At 35.6% G+C, this 15,848-nt stretch carries 14 protein-coding genes and 1 pseudogene; 14 read left to right on the forward strand and 1 reads right to left on the reverse strand.

The window, feature by feature from the left end:
* The first annotated feature begins 45 nt into the window (after window positions 1-45).
* Both MNO09_RS11655 and MNO09_RS11660 read left to right on the forward strand, forming a co-directional pair.
* Complete coding sequence (locus MNO09_RS11655) at window positions 46-702, forward strand: YneB family resolvase-like protein (RefSeq protein ID WP_000991474.1); 657 nt, start codon at window positions 46-48, stop codon at window positions 700-702.
* Between the two features lie 45 nt (window positions 703-747).
* Window positions 748-987 carry a DUF896 domain-containing protein gene (locus MNO09_RS11660; protein ID WP_001190582.1) on the forward strand — a complete coding sequence of 80 codons (240 nt, stop codon included), beginning with the start codon at window positions 748-750 and terminating at the stop codon, window positions 985-987.
* Between the two features lie 39 nt (window positions 988-1,026).
* Here MNO09_RS11660 and MNO09_RS11665 read toward each other — a convergent pair whose 3' ends face one another.
* Window positions 1,027-2,610, reverse strand: a complete 1,584-nt coding sequence (locus tag MNO09_RS11665) for a bifunctional metallophosphatase/5'-nucleotidase (RefSeq protein ID WP_001069267.1) — start codon at window positions 2,608-2,610, stop codon at window positions 1,027-1,029.
* Window positions 2,611-2,794: 184 nt separating this feature from the next.
* Between MNO09_RS11665 and MNO09_RS11670 the strand changes: the two genes are divergently transcribed.
* The 12 genes and pseudogenes from MNO09_RS11670 to MNO09_RS11725 all read left to right on the forward strand — a co-directional run bounded on the left by MNO09_RS11670 (window position 2,795) and on the right by MNO09_RS11725 (window position 15,845).
* A complete protein-coding gene (locus tag MNO09_RS11670) occupies window positions 2,795-3,733 on the forward strand; it encodes a phosphate/phosphite/phosphonate ABC transporter substrate-binding protein (RefSeq protein ID WP_000915074.1) in 939 nt (312 codons plus the stop codon).
* An 84-nt stretch (window positions 3,734-3,817) separates the two neighbouring features.
* Complete coding sequence (phnC, locus tag MNO09_RS11675) at window positions 3,818-4,591, forward strand: phosphonate ABC transporter ATP-binding protein (protein ID WP_070169034.1); 774 nt, start codon at window positions 3,818-3,820, stop codon at window positions 4,589-4,591.
* On the forward strand, window positions 4,588-5,382 hold the full coding sequence (gene phnE, locus MNO09_RS11680; protein ID WP_000996078.1) for a phosphonate ABC transporter, permease protein PhnE: 795 nt from the start codon (window positions 4,588-4,590) through the stop codon (window positions 5,380-5,382). Before phnC ends, phnE (MNO09_RS11680) begins: the two co-directional genes overlap by 4 nt.
* Window positions 5,382-6,185 carry a phosphonate ABC transporter, permease protein PhnE gene (gene phnE, locus MNO09_RS11685; protein WP_070169033.1) on the forward strand — a complete coding sequence of 268 codons (804 nt, stop codon included), beginning with the start codon at window positions 5,382-5,384 and terminating at the stop codon, window positions 6,183-6,185. The genes phnE (MNO09_RS11680) and phnE (MNO09_RS11685) overlap by 1 nt, the downstream gene beginning before the upstream one ends.
* A gap of 74 nt (window positions 6,186-6,259) precedes the next feature.
* The gene (locus tag MNO09_RS11690; RefSeq protein WP_001207847.1) at window positions 6,260-6,742 is read left to right on the forward strand and encodes a hypothetical protein; all 483 of its coding nucleotides are present in this window, start codon (window positions 6,260-6,262) and stop codon (window positions 6,740-6,742) included.
* A gap of 223 nt (window positions 6,743-6,965) precedes the next feature.
* A complete protein-coding gene (gene tkt / locus MNO09_RS11695) occupies window positions 6,966-8,966 on the forward strand; it encodes a transketolase (protein ID WP_000019757.1) in 2,001 nt (666 codons plus the stop codon).
* Between the two features lie 156 nt (window positions 8,967-9,122).
* Window positions 9,123-9,563, forward strand: a complete 441-nt coding sequence (gene sirA, locus MNO09_RS11700; protein WP_000860651.1) for a sporulation inhibitor of replication protein SirA — start codon at window positions 9,123-9,125, stop codon at window positions 9,561-9,563.
* Window positions 9,564-9,641: 78 nt separating this feature from the next.
* Window positions 9,642-9,863, forward strand: coding sequence for a YneF family protein (locus tag MNO09_RS11705; protein ID WP_001123316.1), 222 nt, complete (start codon window positions 9,642-9,644; stop codon window positions 9,861-9,863).
* Window positions 9,864-9,988: 125 nt separating this feature from the next.
* A complete protein-coding gene (locus tag MNO09_RS11710; RefSeq protein ID WP_000862361.1) occupies window positions 9,989-11,740 on the forward strand; it encodes an ABC transporter ATP-binding protein in 1,752 nt (583 codons plus the stop codon).
* A complete protein-coding gene (locus MNO09_RS11715; RefSeq protein WP_000145979.1) occupies window positions 11,740-13,503 on the forward strand; it encodes an ABC transporter ATP-binding protein in 1,764 nt (587 codons plus the stop codon). The genes MNO09_RS11710 and MNO09_RS11715 overlap by 1 nt, the downstream gene beginning before the upstream one ends.
* A gap of 132 nt (window positions 13,504-13,635) precedes the next feature.
* Window positions 13,636-14,606, forward strand: a pseudogene (locus tag MNO09_RS11720) (GH25 family lysozyme); the annotation flags it as partial.
* Between the two features lie 219 nt (window positions 14,607-14,825).
* The gene (locus MNO09_RS11725; protein WP_088107041.1) at window positions 14,826-15,845 is read left to right on the forward strand and encodes a nuclease-related domain-containing protein; all 1,020 of its coding nucleotides are present in this window, start codon (window positions 14,826-14,828) and stop codon (window positions 15,843-15,845) included.
* The last annotated feature ends 3 nt before the right edge of the window (window positions 15,846-15,848 follow it).

Consider the following 15,848-nt stretch of genomic DNA (forward strand, 5'->3'; position numbering starts at 1 on the left):
ATGATACACTAATAAGGAAAATATAGTGAGAAAGAAGGGTTCAAAATGAATGCAATTATTTATGCACGTGTGAGCACAACAAAAGAAGAACAGGAAACATCATTATTGCGTCAAAAAGATGAATTATTGCATTTAGCTGAGCGCTATCAAATGAATGTTGTAAAGGTGATTGAGGAGCAGGCTAGTGGTTATACAATTGAACGTGATGGCATATTAGAAGTGCTAGATACAATTCGCGATGAACAAGTTGATGTACTTCTCATACAAGATGAAACGCGCCTTGGTAGAGGGAATGCAAAGATTGCATTAATGCACTGTTTACATAAAGAGGGAATAAAAGTATATACGCATAGGCATAATGGAGAATTAGAACTCTCTGACTCTGATTCGATGGTGCTAGATATAATTGGGATTGTTGAAGAGTATCAAAGAAAGATCCACAATTTAAAAATTAAACGTGGCATGCAAAGAGCGGTAGAGAAAGGATTTCGTCCAGAGAATAATTTGAAAAATCGTCATTTAAGTATAGGACGTGAGAAAAAAGAAGTGCCAATTGAGGAAATTGTACGTTTACGCCGGAATGAATTAACTTTTGAAGAAATTGCAGCAACACTTCGTGGTTTTGGTCATGATGTTTCAAAAGCAACTGTACATCGAAGATATGTAGAATATACAAAGCAATTGCTTGATAAAGAGGACTAACTATTGTATGATAATAATCAGTTTTGAGTAAAAGGGGGATTCGAGATGCAAAGTCACGAACTCATTGAACGCATTAACTTCTTAGCGAAAAAAGCAAAAGCTGAAGGTTTAACTGAAGAAGAACAACGTGAGCGCCAATCGCTACGTGAACAATATTTAAAAGGATTTCGTCAAAATATGTTAAACGAACTTAAAGGAATTAAAGTTGTTAACGAAGAAGGTACTGATGTTACACCGGCGAAATTAAAAGCTTTAAAAAAGCAAGATAATGCAAAATTAAACTAAAAGATGGGCGAAGCCCATCTTTTTTATTTATTATATCCGTTATTTAATAACTTTCCAGTTGTTATTGACTGTTGCTTCTATCTTTTTGTGCTTCAATATATAGTTAGCGATAAGTTCAGACATATCTGTTGGTATGTCTTTTATTACGGGCTTATTTTGAAACATAAAGAAGTTCCCTCCGCCGCTTGCGCGATAATTATTCATAACGACGTCATATTCTTCGTTCATATGAAGTGGAGCGCCTTTATACTGTAAGGATTCTGCTCTCTCGCCAATTGGTTTGGAAATGTTTAATACGTACGAAATTCCTTCCCACATATCGTAATTATAGTGTTGCGGCTTTGGTTCTATGTAGGCAGGGTTTACGATGATAGTTCCATCTGCTTTTAATATGAAATAAGAAGCAGAGAGTTCAAGGGCATCTTTTATATCCGCTCCAGTTATTCTAATTACTTTTAATGTATTTGGATAAATATAATTAGAAACGATGTCACGCATTGTTACGCGATTAGGGAAACCTGGAGATGTATTATGGAATAAGCTTGTACAAGAAATGGAAACATTAGCTATATCCATTTGTATTTTATTTATGAATTCAATAAAAGGATGATCTTGCAAACGAGTTTGCATAGCATCTGAAATTTGCATGTCCCCATAGATTATTCCAATTGGTTGATCGAGCCAATTTTGTGTATTCTCTTCATAATCAGATGCTAAGGAAAGAACATCTGAATCTGCCTCAATTCCTTGCACCGTCAACAACTCTGAATAACTTTCTTTTTTAAGCCACTTCTGTTCCATTCTTTCGAAGGTTACGGTTATTTTTCCAACTGATTGCCCATTACATCCAGTCTGTAAAATTGTTACACCATTCATTACGGTGTGAGCGATTTCCCGGTGTTGGTGGCCTGTTAGTAAAATGTCTATGCCTTCAATTTCATGGCACATTGCATATCCTTGGTTTTCACCTGTTAAAACTTCAGTCGGTAACCCAGTTTGTAAATCGCGTTCAAATCCCCCATGGTAGGCTACGACTAATAAATCGGGTTTCTCGTGTTCGCGAATGTAAGAAACCCATCTTTTTGTTGTTTCTAATGCATCTTCAAATTGTAAATCTTGAATGTGATGGGGTTGTTCCCAATTGGGAATGTAATGCGTTGTCATCCCTAAAATAGCAATTTTTATATTTGATTCAATATGTTTTATTATATATGGTTTCCCGAAATAAGGTTCTTTTCTGTTTTTATCTAAAATATTTGCTGATAGATAGGGAAAGTTTGCAGTAGAAATAGCATTATTTAATATGTCCATTCCATAATTAAATTCATGATTCCCAATAACTGCAGCATCATAACGTAAATAGTTCGCTAATAAAGACATTGGATTTTTCTTATCTTCTTCATATGTAGCGTAATGATAAGTAAAGGGTGTTCCTTGTATGAAGTCACCGTTATCAATTAAAAGAACGTTTCTATTTTGGGAACGTTCTTTTTTTATAAGAGTAGAAATTTTGGCTAAACCAATTTCAGCTTGAGAGTTATCTTGGTAGTGAATTGGATAAACAGTGCCATGTATATCACTTGTTAATAAAATGTTTAAAGTTACAATTTGATTTGGATTCAATATCATTCACCTTTTCTATTGTTATCTACTAATTAAGCATATCAAATATATGAAGAGAATTTTAATGAGAATGTATAGAATGTGTAAAGATTCTGTAAATAAGCAATTATACGTGAAAATGTGTGATATATTTCTTCATGTTTACGGAAGGCGATTTTATAACAACAAAAATGGAGGCATTAATATGTTGAAAAAAGTTTTTGCAATGAGTACGACAGTTGTACTAGCGGCGGGATTATTAAGTGGTTGTGGAACGAAAGAATCAAGTGCAAGTAAAACTGAAGATACGAAAAAAGGTTATGTACCGAAGACCTTAAATGTTCAATTTGTTCCTTCTCAAAATGCAGATACGTTAGAGGCGAAGGCAAAACCATTGGAAAAGCTATTAAGTGATAAGTTAAATATTCCAGTAAAAGTTAGTATTTCAACGAATTACAATACAATTGTAGAAGCGATGGCATCTAAGCAAGTAGATGTAGGATTTTTACCCCCAACAGCGTATGTGCTAGCGCATGAGAAAAAGGCTGCAAACGTAATTTTACAAGCACAACGTTTTGGAGTAGATGATGAAACGGGAGCTCCTACAAAGGATTTAGTAGACTTTTATAAATCTGAGTTTGTAGTTAAGAAAGATTCAAATATTAATAGTGTAAAAGATTTAAAAGGTAAAAAAATTGGTTATCAAGATGTAACGTCATCAGCGGGATATGTGTGGCCTGCGGCTGTACTATTAAAAGAGGGCGTTGATCCGTTAAAAGATGTGAAACCTGTTACATTAAAAGGTCACGATCAGTCGCTTATTGCGCTTTTAAATGGTGATGTAGATGCAGCTGTTGTATTCCAAGATGCTCGTAATATTGTGAAAAAAGATTATCCGAATATATTCGATCAAACGAAAATAGTGAAATTTACGGAAAACATTCCAAACGATACGATTTCGGTACGTTCTGATTTAGATGCAGAGTGGAGTAAGAAATTACAGGACGCTTTCATTGAAATAGGAAAGAATGAGGAAGGTCACAAAATCATTAAAGAAGTATATTCACATGAAGGATATGTTAAATCTGATGATAGTAAATTTGATATCGTTCGTGAATATGGAAAGAAAGTAAAAACGCAATAATACATATGGAAATGGCAGCTAACTGGAAGGTGTATGTTTCCAGTTAGTTTGCCATTTTGAATACATAGAAGGTAGGTAAGATGTGTGATAGAATTTCGAAATGTTTCCAAAATGTATTCGAATGGTACAAAAGGATTGAATAATATAAACTTGAACATTCAAAAAGGTGAGTTTGTTGTAATGGTAGGGCTGTCGGGGGCTGGAAAGTCTACACTTCTTAGATCGGTAAATCGCCTTCATGAGATTACAGAAGGAGAAATCTTGATTGAAGGTGAGTCTATTACTGCTGCGAAAGGAAAAGAATTACGACGCATGCGCCGGGATATTGGTATGATTTTTCAAAGTTTTAACCTTGTAAAACGATCAACGGTTTTGAAGAATGTATTAGCTGGGCGTGTTGGATACCATTCGACTTTTCGTACAACGTTAGGTCTATTTCCAAAAGAAGATTTGGAGCTTGCCTTTCAATCGTTAAAAAGGGTGAATATTTTAGAAAAAGCATATGCGCGAGCTGATGAATTATCAGGAGGACAACAGCAACGTGTATCGATTGCTAGAGCGTTGGCGCAAGAAGCAAAAATCATATTGGCAGATGAACCTGTTGCGTCGTTAGATCCGCTAACAACAAAGCAAGTATTAGATGATTTGAAAAAAATTAATGAAGATTTTGGGATTACAACAATTGTAAACTTACATTCTATTGATTTAGCTAGGCAATATGCGACACGCATTATTGGATTACATGCAGGCGAAATTGTTTTTGATGGTTCAGTAGAAGAGGCAACGGATGAAAAATTTGCTGAAATTTATGGAGACGTAGCGCAGAAAAGTGAATTATTAGAGGTGGCAGTTAAATGAATGACGCGACGATATATTCGAAATCGATACCGAAGCCGCCGAGTAAGTTGAAACATATGTTAACGGCTATTCTAGTCATTTTACTGTTGTGGGGAAGTAGTGTACAGGTCGACGCATCATTTTCAAAGCTAGTAGTTGGTTTTCCTAATATAATTGATTTGTTAAAAGAGATGGTGCCGCCTGATTGGAGTTATTTTCAAGTTATTACAACAGCGATGTTAGATACAATACGTATGGCGATTATGGGGACGACTTTAGGAGCGATTTTAGCTATTCCACTGGCACTATTTGCGGCAAGTAATGTGTTTACTAGTACATTTTTGTACGGTCCAGCTCGATTGGTTTTAAATTTTATCCGAACGATACCAGATTTATTATTAGCGGCAATTTTCGTAGCTATTTTTGGAATAGGACCACTTCCAGGTATTTTAGCTCTTACTTTTTTCTCAATTGGGCTCGTGGCGAAATTGTTGTATGAGTCAATGGAATCGATTGATCCAGGTCCATTAGAGGCGATGACAGCAGTAGGAGCAAATAAAGTGCAATGGATTGTGTATGGGGTAATTCCGCAAGTGAAAGCACATTTTGTCTCCTATGTTCTTTATACATTTGAGGTGAACGTACGTGCAGCAGCTGTTTTAGGTTTAGTAGGAGCGGGTGGTATTGGGTTGTACTATGACCGTACACTTGGATTTTTACAATATCAACAAACTGCATCTATTATTATTTATACTCTTGTTGTTGTATTGTTAATTGATTATGTAAGTACATTGTTGCGGGAGAAATTATAATGAGTAAAACGACGATAATTGTACCAAAACCGAAGAAACCGAGTGTGTATCGCTGGTTTATTTTTATAGCACTTGCATTTGTTTATGTATGGGCTTTTTCAGGAGTCCCGCTAGAGGGAATAAAGGATACGGCAGGAGAAATTACAAAAGCAATTATGACAGGTGTATTGAATCCAGATTGGTCGTATGTATCTTTGCCAGATGGTGAAGATTTATTACATGGCTTAATTGATACGTTGGCAATTGCGATATTAGGTACATTTATTTCTGCCTTTTTATCTGTTCCATTCGCTTTTTGGGCGGCAACGAATATGAGCAGTGGAAAATTAACGTCAGGAACTGGGAAATTTGTACTTAGTTTTGTTCGTACATTTCCTGAATTAGTTATGGCTCTTTTATTTATAAAAGCTGTTGGACCAGGCTCCTTTGCCGGAGTTCTAGCTTTAGGATTACACTCTATCGGAATGTTAGGGAAATTATATTCAGAAGGAATTGAAAATATAGATAAAGGACCGACGGAAGCGTTAATAGCTACAGGTGCGAATCGCTTTCAAATACTTTGGTATGCAGTATTGCCACAAGTATTACCGGATTTTCTATCGTATACGTTATACAGGTTCGAAATTAATGTACGATCCGCTGCTATTTTAGGTGTTATTGGAGCAGGTGGGATTGGTACGCCTCTAATTTTTGCACTGAGTTCACGCAATTGGTCTCGTGTGGGTATTATTTTATTGGGTATTATTTTAATGGTAATTATCATTGATTTTATTTCAAGTTCGATACGGAAGAAAATTGTATAATTTATTTTAAGCACCTATAAAAGGTGCTTTTTTATATAATAAGAATAATAAATGTGAGCAATAGGGGGGATAATTTGGCTTTACAGCACGAGTTTGTATTTGTTTCGAATGAAAAAAAAGGGTTGGATTTTATAGGTATAGATTGGATTGAACTTTGTTTTCTATATAAAGAAGAGGCAAAGATAGATGAGTGTGTTGTATTAAGTGATGAGCTAATCGTATATCTATTAGATTTTACCCATTGGATTCCGAACTATTATCCAGCGAAAAGAGCAGAAGGATTTGGAATTCACTATTATGGTATTACGAAAATAGAACAGCAAGGGGCAGTGATAGCAGAACAGTTATTTTGTTCGCTAGTTAACATGTTTTCTCTAGCGCCAGAAACAATCGAACTGACAGGGCAGTTTCAATGGGAAAATGATAATAATACTGATGGAGAATATGAAAGATACGTATTTGATCGAGATAAATTATGCCAAGATTTAAATTCTTTTATTCGTTTGCTTTGCAGAGTGAAAAATGGGGAAGGATATATTTTGCATTATGGAATTTGAAAATGATGAATAAATATACAGATAATTCCCTTTCTTTTTAAAATAAAAATAATGAAAAAGTATGTCATATTGAATGCCCATACATTCCCTAAATCATTGATTTTTTTATGAAAATCCAAAAAAATATCAACATATTTGTCGATACATGTTGTATAATCTTGCGTGGGAAGCTATCATATAAATGTATAAAACGTTTACTAATATAAGCGAAGGGAAGAATAGCATGTCACATTCAATCGAACAACTTTCTATCAACACGATTCGCACATTATCCATCGATGCGATTGAAAAAGCAAACTCTGGTCACCCAGGAATGCCAATGGGTGCAGCACCAATGGCTTATACATTATGGACTCAATTTATGAAACACAATCCAAATAACCCAACGTGGTTTAACCGTGATCGTTTCGTATTATCTGCAGGTCATGGTTCAATGTTATTATACAGCCTACTTCACCTATCTGGTTATGATGTAACAATGGATGACTTAAAGAACTTCCGTCAATGGGGAAGCAAAACTCCAGGACATCCTGAGTACGGTCATACAGCAGGTGTAGACGCAACTACTGGTCCACTTGGACAAGGTATTGCAACTGCTGTAGGTATGGCAATGGCTGAAAGACATTTAGCGGCTAAATATAACCGTGATGCGTATAATGTAGTAGATCATCATACATACGCTATTTGTGGTGATGGAGATTTAATGGAAGGCGTTTCTGCTGAAGCATCTTCATTAGCTGCTCATTTACAATTAGGTCGTCTAGTTGTGCTTTATGATTCAAACGATATTTCATTAGATGGCGATTTAAATCGTTCATTCTCTGAAAGTGTAGAAGATCGTTACAAAGCATACGGATGGCAAGTAATCCGTGTTGAGGATGGAAACGATATTGAAGCTATCGCGAAAGCAATCGAAGAAGCGAAAGCTGACGAAAAACGCCCAACGCTAATTGAAGTAAGAACGACAATTGGTTTCGGTTCTCCAAACAAATCAGGAAAATCAGCTTCACATGGTTCTCCACTTGGTGTAGACGAAACAAAATTAACGAAAGAAGCATATGCTTGGACTGCTGAGCAAGACTTCCATGTAGCAGAAGAAGTATATGACAACTTCCGTAAAACAGTACAAGATGTTGGTGAAACTGCGCAAGCAGCGTGGAACACGATGCTAGGTGAATATGCACAAGCATACCCAGAATTAGCAAATGAATTGCAAGCGGCAATGAATGGTCTTCTTCCAGAAGGTTGGGAGCAAAACTTACCAACTTATGAATTAGGATCAAAAGCAGCAACTCGTAATTCTTCAGGTGCTGTAATTAATGCAATTGCAGAGTCTGTACCATCATTCTTCGGTGGATCTGCTGACCTTGCTGGTTCTAACAAAACATACATGAATAACGAAAAAGACTTTACAAGAGATGATTACAGCGGTAAAAACATTTGGTACGGTGTACGTGAGTTTGCAATGGGTGCAGCAATGAACGGTATTGCACTACATGGCGGTTTAAAAACTTACGGTGGTACGTTCTTCGTATTCTCTGATTACTTACGTCCAGCAATTCGTCTTGCAGCATTAATGCAATTGCCAGTAACGTATGTATTCACACACGACAGTATCGCTGTTGGTGAAGACGGTCCAACACATGAACCAGTCGAGCAATTAGCAGCGCTTCGTGCAATGCCAAATGTATCTGTTATTCGTCCAGCTGATGGTAACGAATCTGTTGCAGCTTGGAGACTAGCTCTAGAATCTACAAACAAACCAACTGCTTTAGTATTAACTCGTCAAGACCTTCCAACATTAGAAGGTGCAAAAGACGATACGTATGAAAAAGTAGCAAAAGGTGCATATGTAGTTTCTGCAAGCAAGAAAGAAACGGCTGATGTAATCTTACTTGCAACTGGATCTGAAGTAAGTCTAGCTATTGAAGCACAAAAAGTTCTAGCAGTAGACGGCGTTGACGCAGCTGTTGTCAGCATGCCATCTATGGATCGCTTTGAAGCTCAAACTGCTGAGTACAAAGAATCTGTATTACCAAAAGCAGTAACAAAACGTTTCGCAATCGAAATGGGTGCTACATTCGGATGGCACCGTTACGTAGGTCTTGACGGAGATGTGTTAGGTATCGATACATTCGGTGCTTCTGCTCCTGGTGAGAAGATTATGGAAGAGTATGGATTTACTGTAGAGAACGTTGTTCGTAAAGTAAAAGAAATGCTTTAATGATTTTAGAAAAATCTCTCCAGCATGGAGAGGTTTTTCTATGTAAATGAGTTTTTTCGACAGAAAAAGTTTTTTATCTCTCCGCAGTCAGACAATCATTGCAAAATTTCTTCTATATAATGAAGGGAAAAGGTTGTCCAGATTGGGAGGCAAAAGATGAAAACGTATGAATTGTATTTAATTCAAGAGGATATTGCGAAAGCTTACTTTGGTCGTGAATATTTGTTTTTTGATTTATTTTCTCGATTTTCAGAATCTGTTTCCCTTTCGGAGAAAAAAGTGTTATATAAACAAATGATGTATATAACGAGGCCATTACAAGTAATGAAAATTCATCATAAATTAGAACAAGCTTTGCGGGTTCTTGGTAAATATGATCGAACACACCATACACATACACTTTATACAGGAGCGGAATACGGCGAAATAATGGTGAAACCACACTATATTCGCATGAATACCTCTGGAAATGTCTCTATGGAAACGACTTTCTTTGAGGTGTTAAGAAAGTGTGAATTAACATTTTTAGCTATGGATTATGAAAATACAAAGTATGGATGGCTGAATCCTCTAAAACAAGTACGAACATATGTGTAAAAAATGTCGAATTGTATCTTGTCTTATTGAAAAGGTTTTAGTACACTGTAAGGTAGACAACATGAAGGAGGAAAATATATGCCAATTTGGTTAGGTATTCTAGTGGGCGTAGTAGCACTAGTAGCAGGCGTGGCGTTAGGATTTTTCATTGCCCGCAAATACATGATGAACTACTTAGAAAAAAATCCACCAATTAATGAACAAATGTTAAAAATGATGATGATGCAAATGGGACAAAAACCTTCCCAAAAGAAAATCAATCAAATGATGAGCGCGATGAGCAAGCAACAAACAAAATAAGCGCTAAAGGGCACTCGATAAGAGTGCCCTTTCCTATTGGATTTTTCGAAGTGTTTAAAACTTTTAAAAATTCAGTATTTTTGGTAAACTGAAAACATCGCTCATTTTAAGAGAGGAGGATAAAAATGAAAGTATTTATTAATTTAGCGTGGTTTTTTAAACAAGAAAAACGAGCGTACATAATCGGAATTATTATGTTATTTGGTGTCGCGCTTCTTGAACTTGTAGCTCCGAAAGTACTAGGTATTGTAGTAGATGAAATTAATAATGGAACATTAACATCTGAAAAATTGTTGAAGTGGGTTATTCTGTTAGTAGTTGTAGGGATTACTATGTACATATTACGTTATTTATGGCGTATTATGATTTTTGGATCTTCGTTAAAACTAGCCCGTCAATTACGAAAGAATTTATATGAACATTTTACAAAGATGAGCCCATCTTTCTATCAATCACGTCGTACGGGTGATTTGATGGCGCATGCGACTAATGATATTCAGGCGATTCAACAAACTGCTGGATCGGGCGTTTTAACACTTGTTGACTCATTAGCGGTTGGGGGATGTGTACTCGTAGCGATGGGTTTTACAATTAGTTGGAAGTTAACATTGTTAAGCTTAATTCCAATGCCGATTGTAGCGATTTCGACAAATTATTATGGAACGTTATTACATAAAAGGTTTCATAAAGCGCAGCAATCGTTTTCAGAAATCAATGATAAAGTGCAAGAGAGTATGAGTGGGATGAAGGTAATTCGATCACTTGGACAAGAGAAAGAAGATTTACAAGCATTTCGAAAAAAATCAGAAGATGTTGTACATAAAAATATGTTAGTCGCACGTATTGATTCGTTGTTTGATCCAACAATCTCTCTTATCGTTGGATTTTCTTTTTTAATTGCAGTGTGTTACGGGTCAGTATTAGTTGTGAGGGGTGAATTAACTGTAGGTGATCTCGTTACATTTACAACGTATTTAGGTACCCTCGTTTGGCCAATGTTAGCCTTTGGATGGTTGTTCAACATTATGGAACGTGGGCGTGCTTCGTATGACCGTGTAGAAAAAATTCTCTCGCAAAAATCAGATGTAGTAAATAGAGAAGATGCTGTACATAAAGTAGCAAGCGGTGATGTTACATTTGCGGTCGATTCATTTTCATATAAGAAAAATGAACTGTTACAGCTAATAGATGTTCACTTTGATTTGAAGAAGGGTGAAACACTAGGCGTTGTCGGACGTACAGGAGCAGGGAAAACGACTTTATTAAAATGTTTAATCCGTGAGTATGATCATTTTAGTGGTGAATTAAAAGTTGGGGAGCGGGATATTCGCGATGTAACACTTTACGGTGTCCGTTCTGCCATTTCATACGTGCCGCAAGATCATTTTTTATTTTCAGCGAGTATTGGGGAGAATATTGCCTTCGGAAAGGCGGATGCTACATATAATGAAATAACCCGCGCTGCAGAGATTGCTTGTATTCATAATGACATCCTCCAATTTTCAGAAGGATATGAAACGGTAGTAGGAGAAAGAGGCGTTTCGTTATCTGGAGGCCAAAAACAGAGAATCTCTATTGCACGTGCTTTATTAACGAATGCGGAAATTTTAATTTTAGATGATTGTTTATCAGCGGTAGATGCAAAAACAGAAGAAACGATTTTAAATGCATTAAAGAGGGAAAGAGAAGGAAAAACAACGATTATTACTGCTCATCGTTTAAGTGCAATTCAACATGCCAATCTTATACTTGTTGTGGATGAAGGCAGAATTGTGCAACGAGGTACACATGAACAATTAATGAAAGAAAACGGTTGGTATAAAGAAATGTACGAGAGCCAGCAGTTAGAAGCATTAGTCGAGAAAGGAGGCGTATGATGACCGGGAAGAAGCGGAGTGATTTAAGTAGATTACTTTCTTATATGAAGCCATATAAAAGGTTGCTATCTTTAGCATTTATCTTTTTAGTTGGTGCAACTGTAACTGAAATGATGGGTCCTTTTTTAATTAAACAATTTCTTGATGAACATTTAGTACCACGTAACTTTGATCAATCAGCACTTGTTACTCTATTTGTAGTGTATCTTATTGCTCACTTATTAAAAGTATTATTTACTTATTTAGACTTATTGTATTTTCAAAATATCGCTTTTAAAATTGTTCAAGATATGCGTGTTGAAGTATATGATCATGTTCAAAAGTTGTCATTAAGTTTCTTTGATCGTACGCCGATTGGTACGCTTGTATCGCGCATAACGAATGATACGGAAGCAATTAAAGATTTTTATGTCAGTGTATTATCCACATTTGTCAAAAATGTAGTCTTTTTAATAGGTATTTTAGTAGCAATGTTTTTATTAAATGTAAAACTAGCCCTATTTTCTCTCATATTAATTCCGATAATGTTTGCGATTATGGTGCTATATCGCCGGAAAAGTGCAGCCTTTTATTTAGAAGTACGTAATCAATTAAGCGTGTTAAATGCAAAGTTAAATGAGTCCATTCAAGGAATGAATATTGTTCAAGTGTTCAGACAAGAAAAGCGTATGAGAAAAGAGTTTGAAGAAGTGAATAATAAACATTATAGTGCAGGGCGGCGGACGTTAAAGTTAGACGCGTTACTTTTACGTCCAGCAACTGATTTAGTTCATATTGTGGCTATTGCGTTAGTACTTGGTTTATTTGGAATTGATGCATTGAAGAGTCCTGTTGAAGTAGGTGTCTTATATGCGTTTGTTAATTATATACATCGTTTCTTCCAGCCTGTAAATGAGATGATGATGAAATTATCATTCTTCCAACAGGCACTTGTTTCATCATCACGTGTATTTCATTTAATGGATGAGAAAGATTTAGCTCCAGTTCAAAAAGGGGATGGAAATCCTCAAGTTGTTAATGGAGAAATTGAATTTAAAAATGTTACTTTTTCGTATGATGGAAAACGTGATGTTTTAAAAAATGTATCTTTTCACGTGAAACAAGGGCAAACGGTTGCTTTCGTTGGGCACACTGGTAGCGGAAAAAGTACTATTATGAATTTGTTAATGCGATTTTATAATATTAAGTCTGGAAATATTGTAATAGATGGTGTAGATTTAGAGAAATTTGAAGAACGAGAAATTAGAAAGAAAATAGGACTCGTATTGCAAGATGCATTTTTATTTGCGGGAAATGTAAAACAAAATATTCGTATGTACAATGAAGAAATTACGGATGAAGAAGTAAAAGAAGCGGCACAGTTTGTGCAAGCGAATACGTTTATTGAAAAATTACCAGAGCAGTATGAAACAGAAGTAGTAGAAAGAGGAGCTGCATTTTCTAGTGGTCAACGCCAATTAATTGCTTTTGCTAGAACGATAGCAACGAATCCGAAAGTATTAGTATTAGATGAAGCAACAGCTAATATTGATACAGAAACAGAAGATGCGATCCAAACAGCATTACAGCAAATGCGAAAAGGGAGAACGACTATAGCAATTGCACACAGATTATCTACAATTCAAGATGCAGATCAAATTTTTGTTATGCATGATGGAGAAATAGTAGAAAGAGGAACACATCAAGAATTACTGAGTGAGCAAGGGTTGTATTATAATATGTATTTACTACAAAATAAAGGGATCTTACAAAAGGCCTTGTAATTACAAGGCCTTTTTACTTTGTTTATAAAATATGTTTGCTCTCAATGTCTATAGTATAAACGTCGTGACCCTTTATTAAAGTTGTACATATTGTATGTATACGAAATGAAAAAAATTGATAGGAGCTTTTATATGCAAGATAGATCTAGTTCAAATATTACGTTTATCGATGTGTCTCATTGGGAAGGGAACATTGATTGGAATGCAATGAAGGGATCGGATCGGGTATTTCAGCGGCGTATGCAAAAGCGACAGAAGGTGTGAATAATCTTGATCCGACTTTGGTTCAAAATGTACAAGCAGCGCGAAATGCGAATGTATTAATCGGTGCATACCATTTTGCACATCCAGAACTAAATGATGCAATTTCAGAAGCGAAACATTTTGTGAACATATTACAAAGCAATCAGACAGACTTAATGCCAGTTTTAGATTTAGAATCACCGATAAATCCGAGTAATAGTAATTTAACTGGTACTGCTATATCTAATTGGGCAAGAAGTTTCATAAATTATGTGAAACAGGCTACTGGAAAAGACGTCATGTTATATACAGGAGTTTGGTATATTAATGAGTTTGGAATTAACGGATTAAGTGATATTCCACTTTGGATTTCTAAATACTCTAGTACGCCGCCTGCTGATGCTGGTGGATGGACAGAGTGGACAGCATGGCAATACACAGATTCTGGTCGAATTTCAGGTGTAGTAGGAAATTGTGACGTATCAGCAGCGGTTTCATTAGAAGCTTTGCAAGGAAATGGAACCAATGGTGGTGGAAATGTTTCTCCACCTAGTACTGCTACTGCAGTCTACGGCGTTGCTGTAATTAAAGGCGATAATGTAAATTTACGGAGTGGACCATCTTTACAATCTAGTGTAATTCGCCAGCTAAATAGAGGAGAATCGTATGAAGTTTTGAGTGAACAAGATGGTTGGCTTGCTTTAGGTGGAAACGAATGGATATACTATGATCCAAGTTACATTCAGTATAAACATTATGTGGCGACTATTACTGGTGATAATGTGAATCTGCGGGATGCTCCATCATTAAATGGAAATGTTATAAGACAGTTACATCGCGGTGAGGCTTATAGAGTATGGTGTACAATAAAATGCACGTAAAAGGTATCTCGCCTGAGATGCCTTTTATTCTGCTATTTGCAGGCAACCTGAAACAATCAGTGGGGAATGGGGAAAATCGCTTATTAAAGTCTCTCTTCATTAAAAATATGTAATTTTTACAAAGTGTATATTGAAAGCATAGTATAATATAATGGATGTTTATAAAAATAAATGAAAATGAAATAAAGGAGTAAAAATATGGATTATTTGCTAATAGGTGTGATTTTATTATTATTAGCTGTAGCATTCGTGCTGTTCTATAAAAATAAGCAGCTAGAATCAGAGAGTCAGCAAGTAGAATTTGAAAAGAAACAAGCAATTGAAACGTATGAAAATGAAATTGCAGCTACAGTTACAGAGCATAAAGAACAACAAAATACATTAAAAAATATGGAACAGAAGAAATACAATGATTTACAAATAAGTGCAGCTAGAGAACTTGAAAATATGCGTATGTTGAAAAATCAATTAGCTGTGCAACATAGTAAAGAACGCAGTGAAGTGCAAGAAAAGCATAGTAACGAAATACATATGTTTCAACAATTAATTGCAAATTTGCGAGAGTATACGAAAAATGGAGCTGAAGTGAATACACACGAAACATTACATTATATGAAGCGAGGCTTCGTAGATCAAGGCATAATAAAAGATAATGAATTTCATATTATGCCGAATGTTTTTATTAGAAATCAGCACGGTGGAAATGATTTTCGAATTCATCATCTTGTTTTAAGTAAAACGGGTATGTATGTACTTGAGACGAAAGAATGGACAGGGAAATTAATTCATGGCTTAACGAAAGACAATGCTAGTATATATTCATTTATGATTGATGAAATTGGCAAGTATCAACAAGAGGAAGAGAAAGAAGAGACGTTTGCATACATTACAGGTGAAGATTCATTAACGATACAAGTGAAAAATGAAGGGAATCCAGTATATAGAGCGAAGAAACTATCGCATATTCTATACAATTGTTTGAAAGAAGTACAAGTAGATATTGTAAAGGAAAATGTAAAACCGATTGTATATTTTTATAATGAGAGCGGGAAAGAAGTGCTAGATCTTTCTGAAGAAAAAACGCCGAGATTAAAAGATAGAGAGCAAATTGTAACGTTCTTCAGAAATGAGATCTTAACAGGGAAAATAATATATACTGAGCAAGAGTTAGAAAAACTTCGAGAAACCATTAACCGAATAAATTATATAATGAATTAAAAA

Source organism: Bacillus sp. N5-665 (assembly GCF_022637375.2).
GTDB classification, from domain to species: domain Bacteria; phylum Bacillota; class Bacilli; order Bacillales; family Bacillaceae_G; genus Bacillus_A; species Bacillus_A wiedmannii.

Coding starts and splice junctions, on each gene's coding strand:
- MNO09_RS11710 (WP_000862361.1), top strand. CDS start 9,989: ATGAAAGTATTTATTAATTTAGCGTGGTTTTTTAAACAAGAAAAACGA.
- MNO09_RS11655 (WP_000991474.1), top strand. CDS start 46: ATGAATGCAATTATTTATGCACGTGTGAGCACAACAAAAGAAGAACAG.
- MNO09_RS11660 (WP_001190582.1), top strand. CDS start 748: ATGCAAAGTCACGAACTCATTGAACGCATTAACTTCTTAGCGAAAAAA.
- MNO09_RS11705 (WP_001123316.1), top strand. CDS start 9,642: ATGCCAATTTGGTTAGGTATTCTAGTGGGCGTAGTAGCACTAGTAGCA.
- MNO09_RS11715 (WP_000145979.1), top strand. CDS start 11,740: ATGACCGGGAAGAAGCGGAGTGATTTAAGTAGATTACTTTCTTATATG.
- MNO09_RS11725 (WP_088107041.1), top strand. CDS start 14,826: ATGGATTATTTGCTAATAGGTGTGATTTTATTATTATTAGCTGTAGCA.
- MNO09_RS11670 (WP_000915074.1), top strand. CDS start 2,795: ATGTTGAAAAAAGTTTTTGCAATGAGTACGACAGTTGTACTAGCGGCG.
- phnE (WP_000996078.1), top strand. CDS start 4,588: ATGAATGACGCGACGATATATTCGAAATCGATACCGAAGCCGCCGAGT.
- sirA (WP_000860651.1), top strand. CDS start 9,123: ATGAAAACGTATGAATTGTATTTAATTCAAGAGGATATTGCGAAAGCT.
- phnE (WP_070169033.1), top strand. CDS start 5,382: ATGAGTAAAACGACGATAATTGTACCAAAACCGAAGAAACCGAGTGTG.
- tkt (WP_000019757.1), top strand. CDS start 6,966: ATGTCACATTCAATCGAACAACTTTCTATCAACACGATTCGCACATTA.